A 26794-nucleotide genomic window follows, 5' to 3' on the forward strand; every position below is an offset into this window, starting at 1 on the left:
GCCGGGATCACCCCCTGCTCGACGGCGCGCGGATGCCCTTCGGCGGCTCGCCGCGCCTCGGCAGGGTCGCGCGCCACCGCGCGCGCAGGGCGCTCGGCTTCTCGCCGTAGCGCTCCTTCAGGAACGTGGCGCCAACCACGCGGTCCGTGCGGAAGGAGCGGAAGTCCTGGCGGAGCTCGCACCATGCCATGAGCATGCGCGTCGACTCGAGATACCCCACCACGACGGGCCACACGACGCGCTCGCTCTCGCGCCCCGCCTCGTCGCGGTAACGAAGCGCGATCTTCGTGCCGGCGCGGATCGACGCGCGCACCTCGGCCAGATCGAGCGCGTCGGGGGCCTGGTCCCACGCGGGGGGCGCGCCCGTCGCCGGCTCGAGCACGAACGGGCGCAGCCGCTCGGGGACCGTCGCGGCGATCTTCGCGATGAGGTCCTGCGCTGCCCGCTGCAGGGCGGCGTCCCCGCGGTGGGCGACCCACTGCGCGCCGAGGACCGCGACCTCGATCTCGTCGGGCGTCAGCATCAGCGGCGGCATGTCGAAGCCGCGCTCGAGCACGTAGCCGGTGCCCGCCTCGCCCCGGATCGGCACGCGCTGGGCGAGGAGATCCGCCACGTCGCGGTACACCGTGCGCTTCGACGTCTCGAGCTCCTCGGCGAGCGCCGCCGCGGTGACCGGCGACCGCTGCCGGCGCAGGATCTGAAGGATCTGGAACAGTCGATCGGCGCGTCGCACGAGGATGCTGACACAAGGTTGTCAGCAGGGCGGGGCTACATCAAGCGAGGTCCACGACGGACCCAAGCTCTCGGAGATTGCGCATGATCATCCTGTACGGTTTCGGCCCCCTGTTCGGCTTGCCGGAAGCCAGCCCCTACGTGACAAAGACAGAGGTCCAGCTCAAGCTCCTCGGCCTGCCTTACAGGAAGGAGCAGGCGCGGCTCGAGCAGTCGCCGAAGGGGCAGCTCCCCTTCATCGACGACGGCGGCGCGCGCATCGCCGACTCGCACTTCATCCGCGAGCACCTCGAGCGCAAGCACGGCAAGGATCTCGACGCCGGCCTCGACGCGCGGCAGCGCGCCGAGGCGTGGGCCATCGAGCGCATGCTCGAGGACCATTTCGCCGCGACCTCGGGGTACGCGCGCTGGCTCATCCCGGAGAACTTCGCGAAGGGCCCGGCGCACTTCGTCGACGGCGCGCCGGAGGAGCTGCGCCCGAAGCTGCGCGAGGAGCTCCTCGCGCGCGTCCGCGAGTCGTTCCGCGCGGTGGGCGTCGCACGGCACTCGGACGAGGAGGTCGTCGAGCTCGGCGCGCGCTCCCTGACCGCGCTCTCGGTGCTGCTCGGGGACAGGCCGTATCTCTTCGGCGGGCGCCCTGCGGGCGTCGACGCGACCGCCTTCGCGGTGCTGGCCGGCATTCTCACGCCGTTCTTCGACTCGCCGCTGCGGCGCAGGGCCGAGGGCTTCGCGAACCTCGTCGCGTACGCCGCGCGGCTGATGAGGGAGTTCTACCCGGATCACCCGTGGGAGGCGCCCCGGCCGGCGCGGCCGGGGGCCTGACCGCCGCGGCGCCCCGCGCGATGGGCGGGGCGCCGCGGCCTGCGTTCCGCCGCCCGGCGCTACTCCTCGGCGGGGGGAGCCGGCGCGGGCTCGGTCGGCGTGGGCGAGCCCACGGCGCCGCCGCCGCAGGCGGACCCCCACGAGGCCGGGGCAGGCAGGGGCAGCGACGCCACCGGCGTCGCGAGGTCGTCGAGCGCGTTCGCGATCACGCCGCCGAAGGAGATCGAGTAGACGTGGTCCTCGATGAACACGCCGCGCCGCACCCCGGCGCCGCCGTAGTAGCACCCCGACGTCGCGCTGAAGAAGCCGCTGTGGTCGACCGCGCCGAGGTGGCTGAAGCCGTCGGCGATATCGACGTCGAAGAGCTCCAGCGTGCTCGCGACAGCGCCGGTCTCCCGATCGTAGCTCACGACCGGGAAGGCGAGCACGTCGCGCTCGCCGTAGTACGTGAACGCCTTGTGGTTGTGCTCGGCCTCCGAGTACGTGTAATCCCCATCGAGCGTCTCCTTGTGCAGGAGCGCCGGCGCCGACGGGTCCGTGACGTCGAAGATCTGCAGCGCCAGGCCGGTCACCACGCCGTTGTCGTCTCCATCCCTGCCGATCGCGAGGAGGTGCCCGTCGCCGAGCGGGTGCATGTACTCGCTGAAGCCGGGGATCTTGAGCTCGCCCGCGACCGAGGGCGACGCCGGGTCGGAGAGGTCGAGCACGAACAGCGGGTCGACCCGGAGGAACGTCACGACGTAGCCGCGATCCCCGAAGAACCGGGTCGACTGGATTCGCTCGCCGGGGGCCAGGTCGGTGACGGCGCCGATGCGCGCGAGCTCGGTCCCTTGCGCCTCGAGGACGAACACGCTGTTGCTGGTCGTCCACTCGGTCGCTGACCGCATCCTCGCGGTCGTGGAGACGCGGAGCTTGCCGTTGTGCTCATCGAGCGAGAACTGGTTGAGGATGTGGCCGGGCACCGAGCCCGACGCGACGTAGCGGGGCTGGCTCGGGTCGGCGACCAGATCGAACTTGTGCAGGTGCGTGGAGTCCGGGCTAACGCTCTCGTCGCCCTCCGGCGACGTCGGCTCCTGCCAGCCGCGCGCGGCGACATAGAGGGCGTCGTGGCTCGAATACACCGTGTCGGTGGCGCCGATGATCGAGGTCGACTCCGGCGCCTCGTCGAGGTCGGCGAGGTCGATCGACTCGATCTGCGTCAGGCCGTACGACGTCGTGCCCGCCTCCGGGACGTAGAAGTCCGCGCAGCTCGCGCCGAGCTCGGTGACCGTCTCGCCCTGCTTCTCGAAGCGGTACGGCAGCCACGCCGACAGCGGAGCGTCCTCGATGAGCGCCGTGTTCTCGGCGCGGAGCTGCTCGAACGCCGCGGTCCACGCCTCGGCCGTCTCGGGGTAGACGGTCAGGTTGGAGGGCCAGTAGTTGAGCGCGGGCCCGTGGGCGCCGCCGGTCAGCACCGTGCGGACGTTCTCGCCCGTGCGCCGCGCCGAGGCGTGGCCGCCCTCGAAGTAGAGCTCCTTGACCACGCTGGGGGCGCCGCTCGCGAGGCTCAGGACGGTGAGCTTCGTGAGCGGGGCGTAGACGTCGGGCGGCGGGGCGAAGTCGGTCGCCGGGTCCTCGGGGCTCGCGTCGCCGTCCGGCGGCACGGGCTCGGTCGGCGTCTCGTCGCCGTCCGGCGGCGGGGGCGCCGGCTTGTCGTCGCCGTCCGGCGGCGGGGGCGCCGGCATGTCGGCGCTGTCCGGCGGCTCGGCGCCCCCCGGAGACGGCATCGAGCCGCCGCCCTCGGCGGGGACCGGCGCATCGTCGTTTCCCGTCCCGGCGTTCGGCGAACCGGCGTTTGCGGGCACGCCGGCCATGCCGATGTCGATGAGCCGGTAGTCGTAGTACCCCGGCCGCGGCTCGACGCCCGCTGCCTCGTAGATCGGTGTCCCGTTGACCGACGAGTAGACGACGACCTGGTCGCCCGCCACGAACATCTCGAGGGGGCTGCCCTCGATCGCCAGCGAGCTGCCCACCGCGAGCGACGACGCGGGCCACGCGGCCAGCGTGTAGAAGCTCTCGCCGTGGAGGATGTAGAGGTTGTTGCCGTCGGTCTTGACGATATCCGCCTCATCGACGCCGGCGACCTGGGTGTTCGTGTCGGAGTGGGCCGGGCCGGCGCTGTCGTCCGCCGCCGCGCCCTCCCCGCTGCTTGCCCCGCTGTCGGACTGGGGCGGCGCCGGGGAAGGCGCGTCGGTGGGCGCCTCCGCCCCCCCGGGCGTCGCGCCGACGCCGCCTGCGTCGAAGCCGCCGCCGCGGATGTCGCCATACACGGCATAGCTCGCGATCATGGCGTCGATCTGGCCGTTCATCTTGGCGAGCGCGTCCTGCTTCAACAGCGCTTCGAGGTCGTCGCACGACTGAGCGCGGTGGAGCGGCGCGCGCTGCGACGTGGTCTCAGGTTCGCCGGACGAGGACCCCGCATCGCATCCGGCGGCGAGGAGGCCTGTTGCGATGAGAAGCCAGAGGGAGGAGTGGGCGCGGTGTGTTCGCATGGTGCCCGGCACCATGGCAAGGCCCGCGCCATCCGCCCGCTCGCTCGGATGGCCGCGAATCGCGGCGATCCGCGCGCCTGCGGGCTTGCCGCGCCGCGGCAAGCACGACATGCATGCACTGGCGAGGTCCGTCTGGCACACGTGTGCCATGGGGAGGGTGTGACTGGTTACTTCCACCGGCACGCGATGAGGCGGCCAGCGCGCTCAGAGGGGAACGGGCGCGGGGGGGATCTTGAACACGTCCCATGCGGGCGTGTGGTTGCTCGTGCCCGTGGTCTGGTTCCAGAGGTAGATCGACGGGTACGTGCGCACCGTCGTGCCCTCCACGACGACGCCGGTCACGTAGAGCTGCGAAGCCTTCTTGTTCGAGTCCTTCTGGAGCGTGTAGCCGTCGCGGGACGACGAGAAGATGACCCAGTAATAGGTCTTGCCGTCGACGGTCGTGGCCTCCGGCGACCACCTGGGCCAGCTGTTGTGGATCCCCGGGCTCGAGACCCCGAGGCAGGCCGGCGGGTCGTTGGCCGCGAGCCGCGTCGCCGCGCCGCCGGCGGAGGGGATGACATGGATGTCGGACGCGGGGTTATAATACATCTCTCCCGGGCCCGGCGTCCGGTTGAACGCGACAAGCTGGTCGTCGGGCGAGAAGGCCGGGTAATACTCGTTGAACGCCGGCTCCGCGGCGCCCTGCAGGGGTGTCGCCGCGCCGCCCTGCCGGTTGTTGTAGGGCACCGTGTAGAGATCGCCTGAGCCGGCGGCGATCCGCCCGTCCTTGCCGGCGTCGGTGGACACGTAGACGAGGGTGTTGCCGTCGTGGCTCCAGTCCGGCATCAGCGCCCCGCGCGGATCGCCCTCGCGCGCGATGAACCCGTAAGCGGTCCCCTCCGCGGCGGCCATCTCTTGCTGGACCAGGTTGGGGTTGGCGTCGAGGGGATAGGTCGGGACGGGCGACTCCAGGTCGAACCACGCGAGGCGCGCGTTCGGCATGGTGCTGTACGACCCGCCGTCCCAGACCGTGCCGCGATCTCTGCCATAGGAGGTGACGACGATGCGGTCTCCGGGGGAGAAGTGCGCTTGGGACATCTTGGGCGCGCCGAGCCAGGCCTGGGCCATCGCCTCCGAGCCGCCCGGCGTCACGTACGGGGGGACCTCGCCCACGGTGTCCTTCTGCACGGAGGCGATGGCGAGGCCCCAGGGCCAGTGATCCGTGAAGATGACGGACTCGCCGTCCGGCGTCGACGTGTGGCACCCGATGCACTTCACCGCGCCCTGGTCCCGGAGGCCGCCGTTCTCGGTCCTGCGGCCGCCCTGCTGCACCTGCTCGACCTTGAGCGCGTTGACGACGCCCTCCTCGCCCACGCCGAACCCTTCCAGCCACGCGTCCGCGGGCCCTTCGCCGATCGCCGCCCAGTACACCATGCTGCCGCCGGCCGGGGCCGGGGCGATGGTGATCGGCCCGGAGGTGCCCATCAGCGGCGCGCCCGGCGCGCTCGTCGACACCGAGCGGATCGTGAGGGTGATCGGCTCGTTGCGGACATGCGCGGCGAGGTTCTCCCACATGTCCTTGGGCATCTTCCATTCTCTGTTCGTCGTGTAGACGACCAGGTCGTTCTTCTCCCGGTCGGCGTGCACGCGGATCTCGAACAGGTCCTGCCCCTGCGGCGCGGTCCACCGGAACCGCGGCCGCAGCCAGTTGCTCGGGAAGAGCGCCCCGATCTCCGGCTCGGCGAGGCACGGCCCGCCCGGCGCGCCGCTGGCTGGATCGCCGAACAGCTCGGGCGCGTTCGCCGGCGGCGGCGTCCCGCGGTCGTCGAGCACCGGGGCCGCGGGGAAGTCCTCGCACACGTCACAGGGGGGCGGCTCGACGGGGCCGCCGCTGCCCACGTCGAAGATGTTTCCCGTCCCTGTGCCGATGTCGTCCGGGATCCCGCCCGAGCCGCCGGTGCCCTGGGGCTGCGGGGAGCCCCCCGAGCCTGCCGCGCAGGCGACCGCGCAGACAGAGCCGACAAATAGAGTCCCGATCCGTTGCTGCAAGGTTCTCATTCAGGTTCCTCCGTGCGCGCGCCCAGGGCTCGGTCCGCCCGGACCAGCACACCGCCCTGCCGGAGCGGTGATGCCGTCGGGATCCGCGGGTGCTCGCCTCCTCGCGCGCCCGAAGCCGGGCTGACGCGATGGTCGCGTGGGTACCGTGGTGCTGCTGCTTCGCCGCCGAGCTCCAGGGTGGACCAGCAGCGGATCGCGAGATCGCTCAGCGCGAGGCGCCGCCCCTTCCCGGCATGGACGATATGAAGAAAGATCTGAGCAGGTAGGAAGACAGGAACCTTTGTCCCTGTCAAGCCTGTCGCAGGACCCTGTCGTCCGAGGAGGGGCGTCGCGTTGTGGGTCATCGCGCCGCGGGCCCGCCGGGGTGCTAGTTTCCTCGAGTGGCATCGTCGAATCGGATCGGGTTCCCGCTCAACCCCCGGCGGTCGCCCCGCGCGCTCGTGCTCCGCGATCTATCGCCGGAGGAGGCCAGCGCCGCGATCGACTGGTCCGGCTGGTACTTGCCCGACGACGCGGAGCGCCATGGCAAGGCCGAGCGGTCCGGGATCGTCCGCCTGCTGCTCTCGGTGCTCGCGCAGCTCGCGCGCGAGCGCGGCTGGGTGGACTGGTACGCCGGCACCGACCACGCCTTCGCCTGGGTGCGGGGCGAGCCGCTGGTGCGCGTCCTGCCCGACCTCTACGTCCTCGAGCACCGCCCGTTGCCGCCGCTGCCGCGGCAGTGGCAGACGTGGCTGCCGGGCCATCGCCCGCCGCGGTTCGCGCTGGAGATCGTCTCCGGCGACTGGCGCCGGGCGTACGAGATCACGCCGGCCAAGTACTGGCAGCTCGGCTGTCCCGAGCTCCTGCTCTTCGATCCCGAGGCGGCCTCTGTCCGCGTGCCGCTCGCGGAGGAGCGGGTGCCGCTGCAGCTCTACCGCCGCGATCCGGACGGCACCTACCTGCGCGTCCACGCCGGCGCCGATCCTCTCTGGGTCGAGGCGTTCGACGCGCACGTCGTCGTGCTGAAGGATGGCCAGCACCCGACGTTGCGCGTCGCGCGGACCTCCCGCGCGACGGATCTCGTGCCCGCCGAGGAGGAGGCCCTGCGCGCCGAGGGCGAGGTGCGCGCCCAGGAGCAGCGCGCCCGCGTCGCGGAGCAGCGCGCCCGCGCCGCCGCCGAGGCGCGCGTGCGCGAGCTCGAGGCGCGCGTGCGCGACCTGGAGGCCCGCGTCGCGCGCCGGTGAGCGGCGCTCGTCGGCGCGGACCGGGCGCTACGCCGGCCGCAGGATCTGGCGCACCGAGTCCACGTCCGCGACCCGGTGCAGCACCGGCTGGAGGCCGGCGCCCGAGGCCTCGCCGAAGGCGCCGCTCGCGGCGACGGCGCGGGCGCGGGGGCCGTCGAGCACGAGGAACACGTCCCGGAGGCCTCCGGCGCCCGGCGCGTCGATCACGTCGACGATGCGCGAACGATCGAGGTGCAGCTCCTCCTCGCCCCGCTGGATGAGCACGCGCCGATCGGTGATGAGGTACCGCGTCCGCGCCGCGAGCCGCGCGGGGCGCACAACCGACGCATAGAGCATCGCCGCCCCTGCGGCGACGAGCAGCACGATCGTGAGCGAGAGGGAGGCGACGAGCGCCACGAAGGACACGCTCTCCCGATCCATGCCCGCCGCGGTCACGATGCGGATGCTCCGCACCGCGTGCGCCGCCGTGACCACCGCGAAGCTGCCGAGGAGCACGCCGAGCAGCACCGAGCCGACGCCGCGCAGGCCGCTCGGGAGCCACTTGTGCCAGCCGTCGGCCGGGTGCGCCGACCAGAGCACCCGCTCGCCCTCGTCGAGGCGCTGCGAGAGCAGCCGGTGACCGTCGCCCGCGGGCGCCGACGGGACGACGCCCCGCAGGATCGCCCAGACGCGATCCGGGGCGGCGACGCCGTTCAGCACGATCGACAGGCGCCGGCGGAGCGCGCCCGTCGGCACCGCCCTCACGAGCTCGAGGTCGCCGACGCCAGGGTGCTTCGGATGCCAGTGGATGCGCGCGTAGCTGATCGACCGCCGCTCGATGGAGCGCCGGAGCTTCCCGCGCTGCACCACGATGTGCAGGTCGGTGAGCTGGTACTCGAGCTCCGAGCGCCACCAGCGCGGCAGGTAGCTGAACGCCACCGTGAGGCTCGCCATCCAGGCCGCGAAGGCGAGCAGGTGGGTCGGCGACGCGTCGAGCGCCTTGCTCACCACGATGGCGGACGCCGTGCTGATCGCGGAGGTGACGCCGCAGACCACCGCGCCCACGACGTAGAGGAGCGGCGTCGCGACGACCTTGGGACGTCCGGACCAGATCACCGTCTCATTGAACACCGAGTCGCGCATCTCGACGGTTCTCCGTTCGGGGTGAGCTGGCCGGCGCCGCCCCCGCGCGCGAGGGCGACCTCGGTAGGGTGAACCCGCCGGGCAGGGTCGTAAAGGGGCGTCCTCGCCTGCCGCTGCAGCGCGATCGGAGCGCGACCGGAGGCGATGTGCGGGAGCGACGTGCGGCGGCCCGTACGCAGCTGACCCGCGCCTCGGCTCAGCGCCGCTGCGGTGGGCCGTGCGCGGGCTTGCGCAGGCGCTTCAGCGTCTGCTCGCGCTCCCGCTCGCACTGCACGCGCCGCGCCTTGGCCAGCGGCAGCCAGTGATCGTTTCCCGGGGCGCGCGCGATGTACGACGCCCACGCATCCACGGCCCGCAGGTAGGCCTCCGCGCGCGCGGCGCCGAGCTCGGCGCTCCGCGCTGCGGCCCAGTGACCGACCGCGGCATACCAGGCCTCGTCGTACGGAGGCACGTAGAACCAGCCCGAGCCGTTGATCTGCTGGTCGTTCCGGTCGTAGGTCCTCGCGAGCCGGATGTGCTCGAGGGCGCCCTCCAGGTCGCCCGACCGGTCGAGCGCCACGGCGAGCCCCCAGAGCGTCGTCACGCCGTAGCGGAACATGTCGAGCGAGCCGAGCGCCGCCAGCGCGGCGCGGTAGCCCTCGACGGCGGAGGTGATGTCGCCGAGCGCCATGTACGCCTCGGCCTGGTTGGCCAGCAGCAGGGCCCGCGACGCCGCGTGCGGCTCGAGCGCGAGCGCCTCGTCGTACGCCTTGATCTCCTCCGTGTACCTGCCGAGCCGCGCATAGCAGACCGCGAGCGCGTGCCACGCGTCGGCCCGGGAGGGCGCCGGCGGGTGGGTGCGCAGGAGCCCCTCGAGCGTCGCGACCGCGCCCTGCACGTCGCCGAGGTGCTCCAGGATGTCGGCGTAGCGCAGCCGCACCGACGGAGCGCGCGAGGTCGCCGCGCCGGCGCGCTCGTACAGGGCGCGCGCCTCGCGCAGCCAGAGCGGGCCGATCTCCTCGACGCGCTCCAGGAGCGGCGAGCGCCGGAGCTGGTCGTACCGGGTGAGGAGCGCGTCGGCCTCGGAGATGAGCTCCGCGCGCTCGTCGGCCGCCGGATCCAGCGCGCGGGACCAGACGGTCGGCGCCGCGTGGAGGGGCGCCGCCGCGAGCGCGAACGAGAGGAGCGCCGCGAGGCCGGGCAGGCGCGGCCGCCCGGGCAAGCGCGGCCGCCGGCTCATCGCGCGCCCCCCGCGTTCGGCCCGGGCGGGGGAGCCGCGCCGCGCTCCCGCGGGGCGCGCGCGGCCGGTCCCCCCGCCGCAGCGCGCGCGGGCCGGTGGTCCCCTCCGCCGCCTCTCCGGAGCGCGTCGAGGCGCGCGCGCGCCGCCGTGGCCCACGCCCCCTGGCCACCGGCGCCCGACAGGTAGGCCTCCCAGCGCGCGATCGCCGCCGCCGTCATGGTCCGCTCCAGCGCGAGCGCCTCGAGGGCGAGCCTGTCCTCCGGGACCGCGAGGTAGTCGAGGGTGCGCAGGCGCGCCGCCGCGCTGGCGAGGTCGTCCGCGGCGTGCTCGCGCGCGGCGGCGCCGGCGTGCGGGTCGGCCGCGCGGGCGCGAGCCGCCGCCTGGGCGCGGTGGTCGGCCGCGCGGGCGCGGGCGGCCTCGGCGCGGGCGCGGGCGGCCGCCTGGGCGCGCTGATCGGCCCCGGCTGCCGCGTCGCCCGCGTCGCCTTCGAGCGCGGCGTCGGCCTGGGCCTTGTCGCCGGCGCGGTCGAGCGCGAGCGCGAGCGACAGCGTGACGTCGCGGGCGAGCTGCGTCTGCGTGCGCTGGCGCGCCTCGCGCAGGTAGGCGATCGCCTCGTCGAGGTCGCTGCGGGCGCCCTCGGCGGGCGCGCCGGCCGGCGGCTCCGTGGCCGCGGCGGCCATCGACAGGTGCGCCGCCTCGAGCAGCACGAGCGCGCGCTGGTCGGCGGTGCCGAGCAGGTCGATCCGCGGGACGAGCGCGCGGTAGATCGCGATCGCCTCGTCACGCTTGCCGGTGCGGGCGAGCGACCGGGCGAGATCGTGCAGCGTGTGCGGGTCCTCGACGCTGCGCGGGTCGATGCTCCGCGCGCGGTCGAAGGCGCGCGCGGCGTCCGCCGGCGAGCCGAGGGCGAGGGCGGCGCGCGCGAGCAGGACCTGCGGCGCGGCGCGCCCCGGCAGGATCTGGTCGGCGAGGCGCGCCGACGCGCGCGCCGCCTCGGCGTCGCCGCCGAGCTGCGCCTGACCGCGCGCGAGGAGGTCGCAGTAGCGCGGGAGCTCCGGAGCGCGCGCTCTCTCCCAGACGGTGGGTCCACGTGCGATGGCCCGGCGGGTCCGCGCCGAGCACTCGGGCGGCCGCCCTGCCGCCGCGGCGGCGGCGACGAGATCGCCGCTGCCCTGTCCGCCGTGCGCGGCGAGCGGGAGGGCCAGCAGGGCCGGGAGCAGCAGCGAACCGAGGTGCACGGCGGGAGTGTACCAGCGACGCCCACCGGAGGCCCACGTCGGACCCGAGGCGGCGGGCTGGGATCCGGTTGATCGGGCGGGCGATGGTCCGTTATGGTGCCCGGGGTGACAGCGCAACGGGGGGCGTTCGCGGGTCGTGTATCGCCGGACTCCGCAGCCTTGGTGCCTCGTGAGGCCAGAGGAGGATCGACATCATGGGCGAGGTGATTCGCAAGGATGCGCCTGCGGACGACATCATCGGTGACGTGCGCGCGACGCTCCAGAGCGCTTCGGCGAAGGGCGGGTCCCTCCGGGAGCTCGCCGAGCAGCGGCTCGTGCCCGTGCTGACGCTCTTCGACGGGGTGGAGGCCCAGCGCAACGCCGCGCGGTCCGAGGCGGAGCCGCTGCTCGCCAAGGTGGAGGCCGAGTCCGCGCGCGCCGACGACGCGCTCGGCAAGGTCGCCGACGACGTGTGGAACGCCGTGGGGCGCCCCTCCGCAGATCCTGCGCTGTCGATCCTGTTCCCCGGCGGCATGGCCTATTTCGCCGACCACGAGGACGGCGACATCACCGGGCAGCCGGATCGGCTGGAGGTGCTGGCGCAGCTGCTCGGCTCCGGGATTCACCCGAAGCTCAGCCTGGACAAGGCGCAGGCGGCGGCGGCCGAGGTGAAGTCGGCCGCCGCGGCGCTGCGCTCGACGGTCGAGGCGACCCGGCTCCCGCTCGAGCGGCTGAGCGTGCTCGATCGCATCCGCGCCGCGGTGGCGAAGAGCGCGCACATCGAGCTCGTGCACCTGAAGCGCCTCTACAAGGCCGCCGGCTTCAGCGAGCCGGAGATCCACGGCGTGATCCCGGATCGCGGCCGGGCGCGGCGCCGGCTGTAGTACCTCGTCGCTCACGCTCGTCCCTGGATCCGGGAGAAGGCAGGCCCGAGGAGCCCGTCATTCGTCGTGCGGCGCGGGGGGGGGCGCGCCGGCTCGACGGTTCGGCCGCGCCGCGGCCCGTCAGACAGCGCCAGGCGTGGGCGTGCGCGGCGTTCGCTCCCTGCTGGCCAGGCTCACGGGCGATGGCCGGAATACGGGGGATACGGGCTGGGCGCGCCGGAGCCGAGCGACGTGCTGCGCCCGTAGGGCCCGTAGGGCGTGCGTGTGGACGAGTAAGGCGAGCTGCCGCCGTAATAAGGCGAGCTGCCGCCGTAATAAGGCGAGCTGCCGCCGTAATAAGGCGAGCTGCCGCCGTAATAAGGCGAGCTGCCGCCGTAATAAGGCGAGCTGCCGCCGTAGTAAGGCGCGCGAGTCGAATTGCCGTGCTCCGAGACGTACGGGGTACCGAGGAGCGGGAGGAGCGATATGGCGAACGTGAGGTGCCGCGACGTGGCGCTCCGGATATCGGGGACGAGGTGAGAGATCCCCGGGTGCAGCTCGGGCCCGACGACGACGATCTGCTCCTTGAGATGGACGAGGAACTCCTCGTGTCGACGGATCTGGAGGTTGACGTACGTCCAGTCGAATTGGCCCCCTGTGAGCCCTTCGAGGAACTGTTGATCCGCCGTGCCCTGCTCGATGACCGCCCGGCTGATCGAGTTTTCCTGCGGCACCACGCCGGTCTGTCCGAGCGCGGCCAGCAGCTGCTGGCTTGCGGCGGTGTGGTGCTCGAGCAGCTCCTGGGCGAGCTCGATGACGTACGCGTCCGTCGCGTGGATCAGGGCGGTCTGCGCCTCCGCGATCTGGAGCGCATCGAAGGCGGCGATCACCGCGGCGAGCTCCGGGATCGAGAGCGTGAAGGCCTGCGAGGCGGACTCGACCGCCTCTTCCGCGCGATCCTCGTCCGCCGCTGCGAGGTTACCGTCTTCCACCGCGACGGAGCAGGCGCTGGCTCCTCCGAGCGCCAGGCCTGCGATCCATGCAAAACGAAGAGAATCGATTCGAATGCTCATACTTCCCCCATGTCATTGACGGAAGCGGTGCCGGCGCTGGAGCGCTTGGCGGTGATGCCTGGCCCGCCCCGTCATGTATCTTGAGCTGCTCTGGGGATATGCAAGCGCGAGCTCATCAAAACGATGATTCTCACCAGCGCACAGGATCGGTTGAACCCTCCGCACCGCGCGACGGACCGGCGCGCAGGTGCCACTTCTCGAGGTCGCTGAACGGACGCCGTCGCTGCGGGGGCGGCGGCGACGGCGTCGTCACGGGAGGGCTGGCAGGGGCCGGGGAGCGGCGCTGTCGGGGGATCGGCGTGATGCCGTGCCCGATCTCGACGGAGGCGGCAGGGCGGACATCAACGCTTTTCCTGGAGGAAGGGTCGGAGCTCGGGCTCCCGGCGACCCGGGCGGGACGTCAGTCCGCGGACCTGGCCGGTTTGCGCGCCACGACGCCGACGGCGCCGTAGTAGATGCCCCACGCCGCCGGGTCGGCCGCGAACCGGGCGTAGCCGGCGAGATCTGCCTCGCTGATCCGCCCGGTGGCGAGGTACCTGTCCTGGAGCTGGGCGGCCGAGAGGCTCATGATCTCGGACAGCGGGTGGCCGCCCGGGCACAGCGGCACCTCGTTCTCGACGGCCTCGATGGCGAGCCCTCGCGACGTCAGGATCGCGGGCAGGCGCAGGCCGAGCCCCGGGTCCTTGCCGTCCGCCTGGTACATCGCGAGGATCGACTGATTGACCCGATCGAAGGCCTCGATATCCTGGCCCGACGCGCCCCTGGCCGCGGTGAAATCGGGCTCCTCGAGCACGAGGCGGCCGCCGGGCTTCAGCGCCGCGAGCATGGCGTCGAGGAGATCCTGGAAATCGGCGTTGTGGATGAGCACGTAGCGGGCGTGCACAAGATCGAAGCGGGCTGCGTGGAAGTTGAGCTGGCGGATATCGCCCTCGATGATCCGGACGCCCGGCAGCCGAGAAGCATCCATGAACCCGACATCGAGGTCGACCGCGACCACCTCGCCCTCGTGGCCGACGCGCTCGGTCATCCAGGAGGCGATCGACCCGGCGCCGGCTCCCACCTCGAGGCAGCTCCAGCCGGGGCCCATCCCGGACGCCTTGAGCAGGCGCCAGGTGCCGGGGTCGAAGAACCCCTCGATCCGCCGCAGGCGCTCCAGCTCTCGCGCACGCTCCGAACCCGCAAACACGTAGCTGCTCTGGGCCATAGGAATGGACATAATAGTCGATTCCGTGAAGGAAGAAGCGAACTTCTCCCGGCGTGTCTCGTCCGGGTACCTTCCGGTCGATCTGTTGAGCGACACACAGAGGGTGAGCTGTTCGGCGCAGGCTGAGCAGCCGCGCTCGTCCCGGGAATACGTCCAGGCGAGGGCCTTCACGGGGCCTGGAGGGCCGCGGGGGTGGGCGCGGCCCGGCGGCGCGCCGTGCCCGTGCGCCTGCTGCACACGACGGCGTCGTCGCCCTCCGGTCGGCCGCGCTCGCCGGCGCCCGGGGCCGCGCGCGCCTGGTGACGAAGTCGCCCGTCGAGCACCCGTCATGCGGGCATCGCGCTTGCGAGGCGCCCGCATGATCGGCTGGAACATGATCCCGGACCAACCCTCCGCTCCTGACACAATCGGCCCGCGCAATCCCTGCGATGCGGATCGGCTGCCGGACGGGGCAGCCCGGCGCGTGCTCGTGATCGGCGGAGGCGTCGCCGGGCTATCGGCCGCGCTGGAGCTCGCCGAGCGTGGGTATCAGGTGACGCTGAAAGAGGCCGCGGCTGTCCTGGGCGGCCGGCTGCACACGCGCGACGAGCGGCTGCGCACGGGCGCGTTCCGCGTGGAGCACGGACTCCACATGTGGTTCTGGCAGTATTACAATTCCTTCGACATCATCCGGCGCCTCGGTCGCGAGCGCTATTTCCGTCCGCTCGTGGAGGTCTACTACCAGTTCAAGACGTACAAGCCGGAGATCGTCCGCAGCGTCGGGCCGTATCCCTTCAACGTCCTCAATGTCGTAAGGGAATCGCCGAACCTGAGCGTCCTCGACGTGGCCGGCGCGCGGGGCGCGCTCGGCGAGCTGGTCGGGTACAACCACGACCTGAACTACCGCCGGTTCGATGACGAGACGTTTGACGCGTGGGGGAGGCGCACCCGGGTGAACCGCAGGTTCTGGGACATCGTCATGGGCCCTGTCGCGTCCGTGACGCTGAACGATCCGGCGAGGATCAGCGCGGCCGAGATGCTGCTCTACATGCACCTCTTCTTCCTCGGCCATCCGAAGGCGTTCCGGCGTTCGGTCGCGACCGTCGATCACGGCACGGCGCTCATCGATCCGTGGGGCGCGCGGCTCCGCTCGCTGGGAGCTTGCGTGGAGGTGAGCGCCCCCGTGGCCGGGCTGCGCCTCGAAGCGGGCCGCGCTGTCGGCGAGGTCGGCTCGCCGGGGCGCTACGACGCGGTCGTGCTCGCGTCCGACGTCGGAGGCCTCCACCGGATCCTCGCTGGGTCCGTGCCCTTCGACGCTGCGAGCGCGGCGGCGCTCACCGCCCTCCGCGCCCGCCTTGGCCGGCTCGCCGTCGCGCCCGCGTACCACGTGCTCCGCGGCTGGTTCGACAAGCCCATCCGCCGGCGTCGGGTCGAGGCCGTGATCGAGACGCCGCAGCACCGCCCCATCAACCTGATCGCGATCTTCAGCATGCTGGAGGAGCAATCGGCCGCGTGGGCCCGCGAGCGAGGCGGCTCCGTCGTCGAGCTCCACCTCTACAACACTCCATGGCTCGGCGGCCTCGGCGCCGATGTCATTTACGAGTCCATCCGCGGCGAGGTGGAGGATGTCCTCCCCGAGCTCCGCGGAGCGCGCGCGCTCGACTTCTCGCTGGGCGCGTTCCAGAACTTCACCTCGCTCGAGGTGGGGCAGGGAAAGCAGCGCCCGACCAGCGACTTTGCGCTCCTCGCCGGCGTGCGAAACCTCGCGCTCGCCGGCGACTGGGTTCACACGAGGTACCCGTCCGCCCTCCTGGAGAGGGCTGTATCGACGGGGCGTGAAGCAGCGAATCACATCCTGTTCGCCGATCGCGTCCGGGAGGCGCCGCTCGCGACTGCCAGGAAGCACGGCCCTGGCCTCTTCCCGCGATTCGGATGAGCCAGGCCATTCAATGGTGGGCCGACGGTAGGCCCCCGGAGAGGGCGTTCGTCGGGCGGGGCGGGGAGGGTCGATGTCCGAGCTTCACGTCACGGGAGCACCCGGCGCAGCGCGAACACCGCCAGCCCGCCCACCGCGAGCGTGGCCGCGCCGCTCAGGATCTTCCGCGCCCTGGAAGGCGCCGGCAGGAACGCCGTGGCGCCGAGCGCCGCGAGCGGGGGCGACGTGCGCGCCGGCGACGACTCGGCGGCCAGCGGCGACGCGGCGGCGTGGATGGGCGAGGTCTCGGCGAACAGATCGAGCATCTCGCGCACGAACGCGGGCAGATCCTGCGGCCCGCGGCTCGACAGCCAGTTGCCGTCGCGCACCACCTCCTCGTCGCGCCAGACGCCGCCCGCGTGCACGATGTCGTCGCGGATGCCGGGCCAGGACGCGAGCTGCCGTCCGTTCACGAGCTCCGCCGACGCGAGCACCCAGGGGCCATGGCAGATCGTCGCGATCGGCTTCCGGAGGTCGTCGAACGCGCGCACGAACCGGCGCGCCTCCTCGCTCTGCCGGAGGAGATCCGGGTTGATGAACCCTCCCGGCAGGAGCAGCCCGTCGTACTCGGCCGGATCGGCCTCGGCGAGCGTCCGGTCCACGCGCACCCTCGCGCCGAGCTCGTGGAGGTTCATCCCGCGGATCTTGCCGTGACGGAGCGAGACGATGTCCACCGTCGCGCCCGCGGCGCGGAGCGCCTTCATCGGCACGGTCAGCTCGATCTGCTCGAACCCGTCCGCCACGAGCGCCGCGATGCGTTTGCCTGCAAGCTTCTTTCGTTCCCTCATGCTGCCCTCAACGGTTGGTCGATTGTGTCTTTGTGTCGTTCGGATCGCGCCAGGAGGTGCCTGATCGTACTGCCCTCTTTGCCCTTCGGACATGTCTCCTCCGACGCACCCTAGAGCCGGCGCCCCGCTCCGCAACCGAGGCCAGCGCAGATTTCGTGGCCTGTGCGAGCCCAGCTGCGGGTGTCGCCCGCGGCTGACACACACAGCGTGTGTCGCTTCGCGACAGGCGGCTCATGGGTCCAGGCGGCGGGGGCGCCGTCACCTCGACAGGATCAGCCTCGGGCGGAGCCACAGGAGGCCCAGCACGGCGGGCACGAGGGCCGAGAGGCCGACGATCGCGGCGCGCAGGAGCCGCTTCTTCCCGCGCGGCTTCCATCCGCCGCTCACGGTGGTCCCTTCCGGCAGCGGCGTGAACAGGTTGCCGTTCGTCGCGTAGGCCGCGCGGTCGTGCTTCAGGTGCAGCCGGTCGACGCTCCGCGCGAGCAGGCGCTCGGCGAGGTCCGGCGCCACGAGGGACAGCAAGGCCAGCTGCCGGGCCGTGCTGCCCACGAAGACCTCCCGCCGGGGTGTCCGTGCCGTACGCACGATGGCGCGCGCCACGCGCTCCGGTGGGTACACCGGGGGCATGGCTATCGGCGTGCGCCCCGTGTAGTTGCCCGCGTGCTGGAAGAACGGTGTGTCGATGGTCGCGGGCAGGACGGTGGAGACGTGGATATCGCGGGCACGGAGCACCTCGAGCTCCTGCCTCAGGCTCTGGGAGAGGCCGCGGATCGCGTGCTTCGAGGCGACGTAGGCGCTGACGTAAGGCTCGGAGAGCCTCGACACCATCGAGCCGACATTGATGAGCACGCCGCTGCCCTGCCGCCGGAACTGGGCCAGGGCGGCGCGGGCGCCGTGGATGGTGCCGAACAGGTTGGTCTCGATGACGCGCCGGTAGGGCTCGGAGGGGGTCTGTTCGAACAGCCCGAAGAGCGTCACCGCCGCGTTGTTGACCCACACGTCGATCCGGCCGAACGCCTCGGTGGTGCGCCGCGCGATCTCCTGGACGGCGGCCTCGCTCGTCACATCGGCGACAACGACGAGGGCCTTGCCCCCGGCCTGCTCGCACTCGGCGGCGAGCTCGCGCAGCGGCTGCTCTCGCCTGGCGGCCAGCGTCACCGCGGCTCCGCGCCTGGCGAACTCCAGCGCTGTTGCGCGGCCGATGCCGCTCGATGCGCCCGTGATCACGACGACCGTATTCCGGAACTTTTCGCGCATGCCTCACCCCCTCCTCTGCGCCGCGTTGCGACGTTGCGCCGCGCGGCGAGCGGCCGCGCGCGGGCGCGGCGTGCTTTGCGGTCACAGGTGGTCCTGGCTTCATGCAAGCGCCGGGCAAGCCGCGTCCAGCCGTGAGGGCGGTTTGCGCCGCGCGGGCATCGACTCGCCCGCTCCGTTCCGTGCGCGGGCCAGCGCCTGCCGTCGAGCGCGCCCGCTCACGCCGGCCGGCGTCCGGGGGTCAGTCTGCGTCTCGAGCGCGCAGCGGTGCTCGATCGGGCGTGGCCCGATGCGCCGTTCCGGCCGTGTCTCGATCCCGACGGCAGGATCCGGCTCCAGCATGTCGAGCGTGGGACGCTACGCGGCCGGGCCCTTGGGTGGCCCTCGCGCGCATGGACGCGTCCGCAACGACGGCGGCTCGGCACGGGCCGCAAACGCAGACGACCTGGGGGACACATCATGCGAAGCATGTTTCTGGTAGTCATGGCCGCGCTGCCGCTCATGGCCTGCGGAGGCAGCCATCGTGGCGGACAATCGACCTCGCCGGGGGCCGGGCAGACGGGCGGAGAGACGCCCGGCGGCACCGAAGGAATGGGAGCACCCGAGAGCGGAGCTCCCGGCACGGAGACGACGCCTGAAGGAGAGATGGGAGCGCCGGAGGGAGGCGCCCGGGGCGGTGCAGGCACCCAGGGCGGCACGCACGAGTGGGGCAGCGGAACCGGCACGCCGGGCGGGACGACCGGAGGCACGCCGGGCGGAACCGGCGCCACGCCGGGCGGGACGACCGGAGGCACGCCGGGCGGGACGGGCACCCAGGGCGGCGGCTCCCGTACACCGGGCAGCGGTACCCACGACGGCAGCGGCACCCACGACGGCAGCGGCACCCACGGCGGCAGCGGCACCCACGGCGGCAGCGGCACCCACGGCGGCAGCGGCACCAAGGGCGGTAGCCGCACGCCGGGCGGCGGATAACGTCGGTGAGCCGGCGCTCCCGTTAGCCCGCGATCCGCCGCGCCTGTCCCGGACCGAGATGCCGTAGCGCGCTGCTACGCGAATGCGTTGCGCCGCACGATGGTCGCCTCGCGGTCCGCGCCGACCGACACCACGTCGACCGGCACCCCCGTCTCCCTCTCGACCAACTCCACGTACTGCCGCGCCGCCGCCGGCAGCTCGGTCATCGACCGCGCGCCGTCGATCGACTCGCTCCACTCGGTCACCGGCTCGAGCACCGGCATCGCCGTCGCGATGTCGTCGATCGGGAACTCTCGCGTCCGCCCCGACGGCGTGTCGTAGGCGACGCACACCTTGAGCTCCGGCATGCCCGTCAGCACGTCCAGCTTCGTGAGCGCGATCCCGTCCAGGCCGTTCACCCGCGCCGCGTAGCGCAGCGCCGGCAGGTCGAGCCAGCCGGTCCGCCGCGGGCGACCGGTCACCGAGCCGTACTCCCCGCCGACCGACCGCAGCCGCTCGCCCAGCGCGCCGCCGAGCTCCGTCGGGAACGGGCCCTCGCCCACGCGCGTGCAGTACGCCTTCGCCAGGCCGAGCACCCGGCGGATGCGCGTCGGGCCGACCCCGGCCCCCACACACGCGCCCCCGGCGATCGCCGACGACGACGTGACGAACGGGAACGTGCCGTGATCGATGTCGAGCAGCGTCCCCTGCGCCCCCTCCAGCAGCACGCGCTCGCCGCGCCGGAGCGCCCCGTCGATGAGCTGCGACGTGTCGGCGAGCAGCGGCGTGATGCGCTTCGCCAGCGGCGTGAGCTCCTCGAGGATCGCGACATGCATGCGCTCACGGCGCAGGCGCATTCAATGGCGCCCGTGGACGCGGCATCGAGACATTGGGCTTCGCTTCGCATGATGAATCGCGGAACGCACTTTCTTGTTGAATGCGGAGCACCCCGAGCGATATGTAAGATGTGCTTCCTAGCGCGGTCGGCCTACTACGCGCCTACTACGGGCGCTCGCGAAAAACTCAGTGACGAGGCACAGGGGCAGACGACGCCTCGTTGGGGCTCTGCGGTTGAATGCGTCCACTTTCCTGCGTGACGCTCTGCAGCGCTTTCTTTCATAAGGAGCTCTTGGGTGAAACATCACGATCCATCATTCCTTCGCGCGCTGGGACTCTTCAGGCTCCCACGCGCGCCTTGGCGGAAATACTTCCTGCTGATGGGGGGCACACTCTTCAGCGCTATCGCAACCGGCGCCTCCTGCAGCTCGAACGCTCCGGACGAGGAGCTGCACGGCAAGGCGAAGCTCGCCGTGGAGGGCGAAGGCCCGACCTGCGTCACCATCCAGCGCGGGACAGCCGGCGCGGTGGAGGACGCGACGATCTGGGAGACGTTCCCGACCTGGAGCGATTCGACCGTGCTCTTCCGCACGGGCACCCTGGACGGATTCGGCGTACGGCACGCCGTCATCCGCTTCGACCTCTCACCGGTGCCCACCGCCGCGACGGTCGTCTCCGCGACGCTGCGGCTCGAGCAGATCTACCGGGACGACACCACCTCGAGCACCATCAACATTCACCGGCTGCTCTCGCCGTGGACCGAGTCGACGGTAACATGGCAGAACCTGGGAAACGGGAGCGACTTCGACCCGGCTATCGCGGCCTCGTTCCAGTCGATGCCCGGCGCCGGGATCCGCACGGCCGATCTGACCTCGCTCACCGCGGCGTGGCTCGCGGGCACCGTCCCGAACCACGGCATGCTGCTGGAGGAGCCGCCGGTTCTCACGACGAGCTTCCGGAGCAGCGACGATCCGCAGGTCGACGACCGGCCGAGCCTCGAGGTCTGTTACACGACTGCGACGACCTGCGCCGGCACGCTCGACGATAACGACGCGTGCACGACCGATACCTGCGATCCGGTGCTGGGCATTCTGCACACGCCCATCTCGACCGACGACAGTGATCCGAGCACGATCGATACGTGCGATCCGGGGACCGGCGCGGTGACGCACGTGGCCTGCCCGGCGCACGACCCGACCGTGGCCACGCGGCTCATCGACGCCGTGGGCTGCATCTACCAGGGGCTGAACGCGCCGCAGACGGGCGTGACAGCGGCGCTCGATCCGGCCTCGGTGGCGGTGGTCAAGGGCAAGGTCGCGACGCGCGCGGGCGTGCCCATCTCGGGCGTCAAGGTGAGCGTGCTGCACCACGGCGCAGGGGACGCGGAGAGCTACGGGCAGGTGCTCACGCGCGCGGACGGGGCGTTCGACCTGGTCGTGCGGGGCGGCAAGCCGCTCACGGTGAAGTACGAGAAGGCGGGCTATCTGCCGGTGCAGCGGCAGGTGGGGACGCAGTGGCAGCACTGGTCGGATGCGCCCGACGTGGTGATGATCGAGAGCGACCCCGTGGTGACGCCCGTCGCGCTCGGAAGCACGACGGAGGTGCAGGCGGCTCGCGGGAGCGTGCAGTCGGACGAGAGCGGCACGCGGCAGGCGACGCTGCTGTTCCCTCCGGGCACCACGGGGACGATGACCGTGCCGGACCCGAACGGCACGCCGGGCGCGACGACGACGGTGGCGCTTCCGGCCGAGGTGCACGTGCGCGCGACGGAATACACCGTCGGCCCGGCGGGACCGAAGGCCATGCCGGGGACGCTGCCGCCGACCAGCGGGTATACGTATGCGGTGGAGCTCGGGCTGGATGAGGCGGTGGCCGCCGGGGCGACGACGGTCGAGTTCAACCAGCCTGTTCCGTTCTATGTGGAGAACTTCCTCGACTTCCCTGTCGGTATGGCCGTGCCCCTCGGCTATTACAATGCGCAGAAGGGCGTGTGGATTCCAGAGGACGACGGCCGCATCATCGAGATCCTCGATGTGAGCGGCGGGGTCGCCTCGGTCGATGTCGACGGCGACGGCGTGGCCGACGACGCGAGCGCGCTGGGCGCGCTGGGGATCAGCGACGAAGAGCTGGAAGAGCTGGCCCTCTTGTATACGGCGGGGACGAGCCTCTGGCGGGTTCAGGTCACGCACTTCACCGCGTGGGATGCCAACTGGCCATTTGGCCCGCCCGCCGGCGCAGGCGGGCCTCCAGGCGGCCCTGGCGGCGGCGGCCCGGGCGGGGGCTCGGACGGCCCATGCGCGGAGTCTGGCTCGATCATCGAGTGCGAGAATCAGGTGCTCGGCGAACGATTGCCCGTGAGCGGCACGCCGTTCGAGCTGCGTTACCAGAGCGATCGAACCGTGGGGCGCAGAGAGGGCTATCGTCTCCCGATCCAGCTTACGGAGGGAACAGTGCCTTCGCCTCTCAAGAGGATCGAGCTCTCCGTGACCGTAGCGGGGCGAACATTCCCAACGAGCTTTGAGTGCCCCTGCGAGCCCAACCAGCAGCACCTTTTCGAGTGGGACGGCAAAGACGCGTTCGGGCGCGTGGTCGTCGGAAAACTGCCTGTTACGGTGGACATCGGGTATGTGTACGATGGGGCTTACGCGGTGCCGGCGTCAACGGCGAACGGGCGCTCGTTCGCTGTTGCTTCGGACGTGTTCATCACGGGGAGCATATCGCGGCAAGAAGTCACGCTGAATCGCCGCTGGGAGAGCTTCATCGGAGGAGCTGGCATCAACGGCTCCGACGCGCTCGGAGGCCTGAGCCTCAGCGCACACCATGCTTACGATCCCAATGCAGCCGTCCTCTATCGAGGCGACGGCGGACGGCGCACCGGTCGCACCTTGCCGAACAGCCTACACCGGGTGGCAGGCGAGATCCCCGCGAGCAGCGCCGCATCGGCGGACGGTATCAGCGCCGCGTCGGCGTACATCGGCATCCCGCACGGCGTCGCGGTCGGGCCAGATGGGAGCATCTACTTTTCTGATCGGTATAGCCAGCGCATCCGGAAGATCGGCCCCGATGGGCTCATCAGCACGGTCGCCGGCGTGTACAATCAGTTCGGGTACAACGGAGACAACCGGCCTGCCGTGGGAGCGACCTTGGATCACCCGAATCACCTCGCGATCGGGCCGAATGGAAGCATCTACTTCAACGACGGTTCGAACCACCGCATCCGGCGCGTCGCCCCCGACGGCATCATCTCTACCGTCGCCGGAAACGGCTCCAGCAACGCCCCCTCTCCGGACGGCGTGCTCGCGACGTCCGGCGGCCTCGGCGGCGGTGTCCATTCCATCTCCGTCGCTCCGGACGGCAGCCTGTACTTCGCCTCGTCCACCCGTGTTCGAAAGGTGGCCCCTGACGGGATCATCACCACGGTGGCAGGCGCGGGAGTGGTCGGCAACTCCGGCGATGGCATTCCAGCCGTCGAGGCTCAGTTCACCTGGATCACCTCCGTTGTCGCAGCGCGTGACGGGGGCTTCTTCCTCGCCGAATCCGTCGGTGTTCCAGGTGCCATTGGAAATCGCATCCGGCGCGTCGATCCCAACGGAATCCTGACCACGGTCGCGGGCGCTGGCGGCGGTACACAGCAGACGGGCGACGGGGGCCCGGCGACGTCGGCGCTCCTCGGATCCCCGCAGGCGCTCGCGCTCGGGCCCGACGGCAGCATCTACTTCACAACCCAGCAGCTGGGCGACCACGACTATCCGACTCTGCGCCGTATCGCGCCGGACGGCATCATCTCGACGCTCGCGGGCAATCGTGCCATCCCGCCGTCGTGGTGCTTCTCTGCGCACTGCGGGCTCGGCGGGCCAGCGCTCAAGGCCTGGTTCATCAAGCCGCGCAGTCTGACCGTGACGCCGAGCGGGGAGATCGTCGTCGCCGACGGCCTTTCGCTGGAGGGCTCTCTTCTCGTCCGCTTGAAGGCGCCGCTCCCGCGTATGGGTGTCGGCGATTTCGTCGTGGCGAGTGATGACGGCAAGGAATACTACGTGTTCGATGAGAAGGGGCGCCACCTCGCGACGAAGGACGCTCTCCTCGGGTCCACGCGCTACCAGTTCGGCTATGACGCCGGCGGGAGATTGACGACGGTCACGGATGTCGACAACCAGGTGACGACCATCCATCGCGACGCGGCCGGCGCGCCGACCAGCATCGTGGCGCCCACCGGGCAGACCACGACGCTCGAGCTGGACGCCGAGGGGTATCTCTGGAGGGTGACCAACCCGGCGAACGAGACAACGACGCTGGAGTACTATCCGGGCACGGGCCTGCTCAGTGCCTTGATCGACCCGCTCGAGCGCCGTCATGAGTTCGAGTACGACGCAGATGGCCGCCTCACGAGGGATACCAACCCGGCGGGCGGCTTCAAGGAGCTCAACCGGACGCCCACGTCGTCAGGCCACAATGTCACGATCACGACGGCGATGGGGCGGGCTCGATCTCATGTGCTCGAGTCGCGTTCGGACGGGGGGAAGCGGCGGGTCCATACCGGATTCGACGGACTGTCGACCGTCGTGGAGATCAATCCGAACAGCACCACGAGCACGACGAGGCCAGACGGCACCGTGGTTTCTACGGAGACGAGCGGTGATGCGCGCTTCGGGATGCAGTCGCCGATCGTCGGCAAGGAGACCACGGTCACGCCTCTCGGGCGGACGAAGCAGGTCACCCGATCGCGCTCGGTGGTGCTCGCAGCGCCAGACAACCCCCTGAACGTCACCTCGGCGACCGATCTCCTGAGCGTCAACGGAGACACGTTCTCCGAGGTGTTCGACAAGGCTACGCGGACGATCGTCGGCACATCCCCAGAGGGCCGTCAGTCCACGGTCACGCTCACGGCCAATGGACGGGTCCAACGCGTCGAGACGCCTGGGATCTTGCCGATCGATATTGCGTATTATTCGGACGGCCGACTGCACACCAAAACTCAGGGCCCCAGGACCTGGACCTATACGTACGAGGACAACGGCTGGCTCACGACGGCGACGGATCCGCTGCTCCAAACGACCTCGTTCCTGCACGACCCGGTGGGGCGGGTCACGCAGGTGACGAGGGCTGACGGCGAGATCCTCGCCACCAGCTACCATCCCGGCGGGAAAATTCATACGGTGACGCCGCCGGGGCGGACAGCGCACACGTTCAGCTATACCTCGGCCGATCGGCTCGAAGGGTATCTGGCTCCGGCCGCCGGAGGCGATCCGACGGCGAGCTCCTGGTCCCATGATCTGGACAGCCTGCTCACGAGCTCGGCACGCCCTGGAGAGCCTGCCGCGACGTTCACCCGGGACCCGTCGACGGGCCGTCTCAATCAGGTGGCCTTGCCGCTGGGGATGGGCACGCTGGACTACAGCTACAATCCGACGACAGGCAAAGTAGCGAGCGTCACCGGCCCTGCGGGGATCTCGCTCGCCTACGGCTACGACGGCGCGCTGCTGATGAGCCGAACGTGGACAGGCGCCGGGTTCGGCGGCGGCTCGCGCACCGTGCAGTGGATCTACAACAACGACTTCCGCATCCAGAGCGAGACGGTCAACGGCGGCGCGGCGCTCAGCTTTGATTATGACGACGACGGCTTCCTCACTCAGGTGGGTGGGCTCACCCTGACCAATCATCCCCAGAGCGGGCTGTACACCGGGAGCAGCATCGGGATCGTAAGCGATACCATCACACACGACCCCTATGGAAGCGTGCAGACGTATGTCGCGCAAGCGGGCAGCTCGGCGCTGTTCGACGTTACGTACACGCCAGACGCCCCCGGGCGTATCGGCACTCAGACGGAGACGTTGCTCGGAGCGGCGCACACCTACGAGTATGAGTACGACCTCGCCGGCCGGCTCACGGACGTGTACCGGGACGGCGTGTTCGCGGCCCACTACGACTATGACCCGAACGGGAACCGCCTGGCCAGAACGTCGCCGGCGGGCACGGAGAGCGGGACCTATGATGATCAGGACCGGATCCTGACGTACGGGACCAAGACGTACGACGTGAGCCCGGCGGGGGACGTGACGAGCGTGACCGACACGGCGACGGGAGATACGATGACGCTCGCTTACGACGCGCGTGGCAACTTGCGACAGGTGGAGCTTCCCGACGGCACGGATATTGATTACCTGGTCGACGGCGAGGGGCATCGCGTATGGAAGCGGGTGAACGGGGTGAACGTGCAGGGGTTCCTCTACCGGAGCGAGCTCCAGCCCGCGGCGGAGCTCGACGGGGCGGGGAATGTGGTGGCGCGCTTCGTCTATAGGCACGAGCGGAACGTGCCGGATCTGATGATCAAGGGTGGCTCCACGTACCGCATTCTGGCGGACCACCTCGGCAGCCCGCGGCTCGTGGTGCACACCGCGACCGGTGCGGTGGCGCAGCGGATGGACTTTGACGAGTTCGGCCGCGTGCTCTCCGACACGAACCCCGGTTTCCAGCCCTTCGGGTTCGCCGGTGGGCTCTACGACCGCGATACCGGGCTGGTGAGGTTCGGGGCCCGAGACTATGATGCCGAGACGGGAAGGTGGACGAGCAAGGACCCCATTGGGTTCAATGGTGGGGACTCCCTACTCTATGCGTACGCAGGGAACGACCCGATCAACCGCGTCGATCCGCAGGGTAAAGCATCGCCGTGTTCGCTCGCGAAAGACCTTGGTCTTGTGGGGCTCGGGTATGCCTGCTCGCAACTGAAGGAGCCGAGGCTGATGCTCGCCTGTGCCGCTCTGGCGGCCGTGGCGTCATACGGATTCGAGAGTGGTATATGCGACGACCCGCCGCCGGCTCCACCGCCGGCTCCGCCGCCTCCGCCGCCGCCTGGTCCGGATCCGGATCCTGGTCCTGGTCCTGGTCCTGGTCCTGGTCCTGGTCCTGGTCCGGAGCCTTGTAATCCGGAGACTGCGTGCTGCGAATAGGATTCGGACCCCTGGTACAG

Annotated in this window: 16 protein-coding genes and 1 pseudogene; 6 read left to right on the forward strand and 11 right to left on the reverse strand. The window is 71.2% G+C overall.

From position 1 onward, the window contains the following. Nucleotides 1-7 precede the first annotated feature (7 nt). The gene (locus WMF17_RS43940) at nt 8-733 is read right to left on the reverse strand and encodes a helix-turn-helix transcriptional regulator (protein WP_437599532.1); all 726 of its coding nucleotides are present in this window, start codon (nt 731-733) and stop codon (nt 8-10) included. Between the two features lie 83 nt (nt 734-816). On the opposite strand from WMF17_RS43940, the gene WMF17_RS43945 reads away from it, so the two are divergent. Beyond that, nucleotides 817-1554, forward strand: a complete 738-nt coding sequence (locus WMF17_RS43945; protein WP_437646866.1) for a glutathione S-transferase family protein — start codon at nt 817-819, stop codon at nt 1552-1554. 59 nt (nt 1555-1613) lie between these two features. Here WMF17_RS43945 and WMF17_RS43950 read toward each other — a convergent pair whose 3' ends face one another. After that, the gene (locus tag WMF17_RS43950; RefSeq protein ID WP_437646868.1) at nt 1614-3926 is read right to left on the reverse strand and encodes a beta-propeller domain-containing protein; all 2313 of its coding nucleotides are present in this window, start codon (nt 3924-3926) and stop codon (nt 1614-1616) included. A gap of 363 nt (nt 3927-4289) precedes the next feature. Continuing rightward, entirely contained in the window at nt 4290-6125 is a 1836-nt protein-coding gene (locus WMF17_RS43955; protein ID WP_437646869.1) for a TolB family protein, read from the reverse strand. 380 nt (nt 6126-6505) lie between these two features. Here WMF17_RS43955 and WMF17_RS43960 point away from each other — a divergent pair, with 380 nt between their 5' ends. After that, the gene (locus WMF17_RS43960) at nt 6506-7348 is read left to right on the forward strand and encodes a Uma2 family endonuclease (RefSeq protein WP_437599536.1); all 843 of its coding nucleotides are present in this window, start codon (nt 6506-6508) and stop codon (nt 7346-7348) included. 27 nt (nt 7349-7375) lie between these two features. Here WMF17_RS43960 and WMF17_RS43965 read toward each other — a convergent pair whose 3' ends face one another. The 3 genes from WMF17_RS43965 to WMF17_RS43975 all read right to left on the reverse strand — a co-directional run bounded on the left by WMF17_RS43965 (nt 7376) and on the right by WMF17_RS43975 (nt 10927). Continuing rightward, nucleotides 7376-8470, reverse strand: coding sequence for a hypothetical protein (locus WMF17_RS43965; RefSeq protein ID WP_437599537.1), 1095 nt, complete (start codon nt 8468-8470; stop codon nt 7376-7378). A 196-nt stretch (nt 8471-8666) separates the two neighbouring features. Next, nucleotides 8667-9689, reverse strand: coding sequence for a tetratricopeptide repeat protein (locus tag WMF17_RS43970; RefSeq protein ID WP_437646871.1), 1023 nt, complete (start codon nt 9687-9689; stop codon nt 8667-8669). Beyond that, nucleotides 9686-10927, reverse strand: a complete 1242-nt coding sequence (locus WMF17_RS43975) for a hypothetical protein (RefSeq protein ID WP_437646873.1) — start codon at nt 10925-10927, stop codon at nt 9686-9688. The genes WMF17_RS43970 and WMF17_RS43975 overlap by 4 nt, the downstream gene beginning before the upstream one ends. 194 nt (nt 10928-11121) lie before the next feature. Between WMF17_RS43975 and WMF17_RS43980 the strand changes: the two genes are divergently transcribed. Further along, nucleotides 11122-11790, forward strand: a complete 669-nt coding sequence (locus tag WMF17_RS43980; RefSeq protein ID WP_437599540.1) for a hypothetical protein — start codon at nt 11122-11124, stop codon at nt 11788-11790. Between the two features lie 173 nt (nt 11791-11963). On the opposite strand, the gene WMF17_RS43985 is transcribed toward WMF17_RS43980, so the two are convergent. Together WMF17_RS43985 and WMF17_RS43990 are read right to left on the reverse strand one after the other, a co-directional pair. Continuing rightward, nucleotides 11964-12842 (reverse strand): DUF4142 domain-containing protein, encoded by an 879-nt coding sequence (locus tag WMF17_RS43985; RefSeq protein WP_437599541.1) that lies wholly within the window; start codon nt 12840-12842, stop codon nt 11964-11966. A 400-nt stretch (nt 12843-13242) separates the two neighbouring features. Continuing rightward, on the reverse strand, nt 13243-14046 hold the full coding sequence (locus WMF17_RS43990; RefSeq protein WP_437646875.1) for a methyltransferase domain-containing protein: 804 nt from the start codon (nt 14044-14046) through the stop codon (nt 13243-13245). A 358-nt stretch (nt 14047-14404) separates the two neighbouring features. Between WMF17_RS43990 and WMF17_RS43995 the strand changes: the two genes are divergently transcribed. Continuing rightward, complete coding sequence (locus WMF17_RS43995; protein ID WP_437646877.1) at nt 14405-15961, forward strand: FAD-dependent oxidoreductase; 1557 nt, start codon at nt 14405-14407, stop codon at nt 15959-15961. 89 nt (nt 15962-16050) lie between these two features. On the opposite strand, the gene WMF17_RS44000 is transcribed toward WMF17_RS43995, so the two are convergent. Together WMF17_RS44000 and WMF17_RS44005 are read right to left on the reverse strand one after the other, a co-directional pair. Beyond that, the gene (locus tag WMF17_RS44000; RefSeq protein WP_437646879.1) at nt 16051-16788 is read right to left on the reverse strand and encodes a type 1 glutamine amidotransferase domain-containing protein; all 738 of its coding nucleotides are present in this window, start codon (nt 16786-16788) and stop codon (nt 16051-16053) included. Between the two features lie 258 nt (nt 16789-17046). Further along, on the reverse strand, nt 17047-18045 hold the full coding sequence (locus tag WMF17_RS44005) for an SDR family oxidoreductase (protein ID WP_437599545.1): 999 nt from the start codon (nt 18043-18045) through the stop codon (nt 17047-17049). Nucleotides 18046-18501: 456 nt separating this feature from the next. On the opposite strand from WMF17_RS44005, the gene WMF17_RS44010 reads away from it, so the two are divergent. After that, nucleotides 18502-19014 carry a hypothetical protein gene (locus tag WMF17_RS44010; protein ID WP_437646881.1) on the forward strand — a complete coding sequence of 171 codons (513 nt, stop codon included), beginning with the start codon at nt 18502-18504 and terminating at the stop codon, nt 19012-19014. A gap of 74 nt (nt 19015-19088) precedes the next feature. On the opposite strand, the pseudogene WMF17_RS44015 reads toward WMF17_RS44010, so the two are convergent. Next, a pseudogene (locus tag WMF17_RS44015) lies at nt 19089-19820 on the reverse strand (adenylosuccinate synthetase); the annotation flags it as partial. Between the two features lie 390 nt (nt 19821-20210). Between WMF17_RS44015 and WMF17_RS44020 the strand changes: the two are divergent. Then, complete coding sequence (locus WMF17_RS44020; RefSeq protein WP_437646883.1) at nt 20211-26774, forward strand: DNRLRE domain-containing protein; 6564 nt, start codon at nt 20211-20213, stop codon at nt 26772-26774. The last annotated feature ends 20 nt before the right edge of the window (nt 26775-26794 follow it).

The sequence above is a fragment of the Sorangium sp. So ce362 genome, assembly GCF_051519845.1.
Taxonomy (GTDB): Bacteria; Myxococcota_A; Polyangia; order Polyangiales; family Polyangiaceae; genus Sorangium.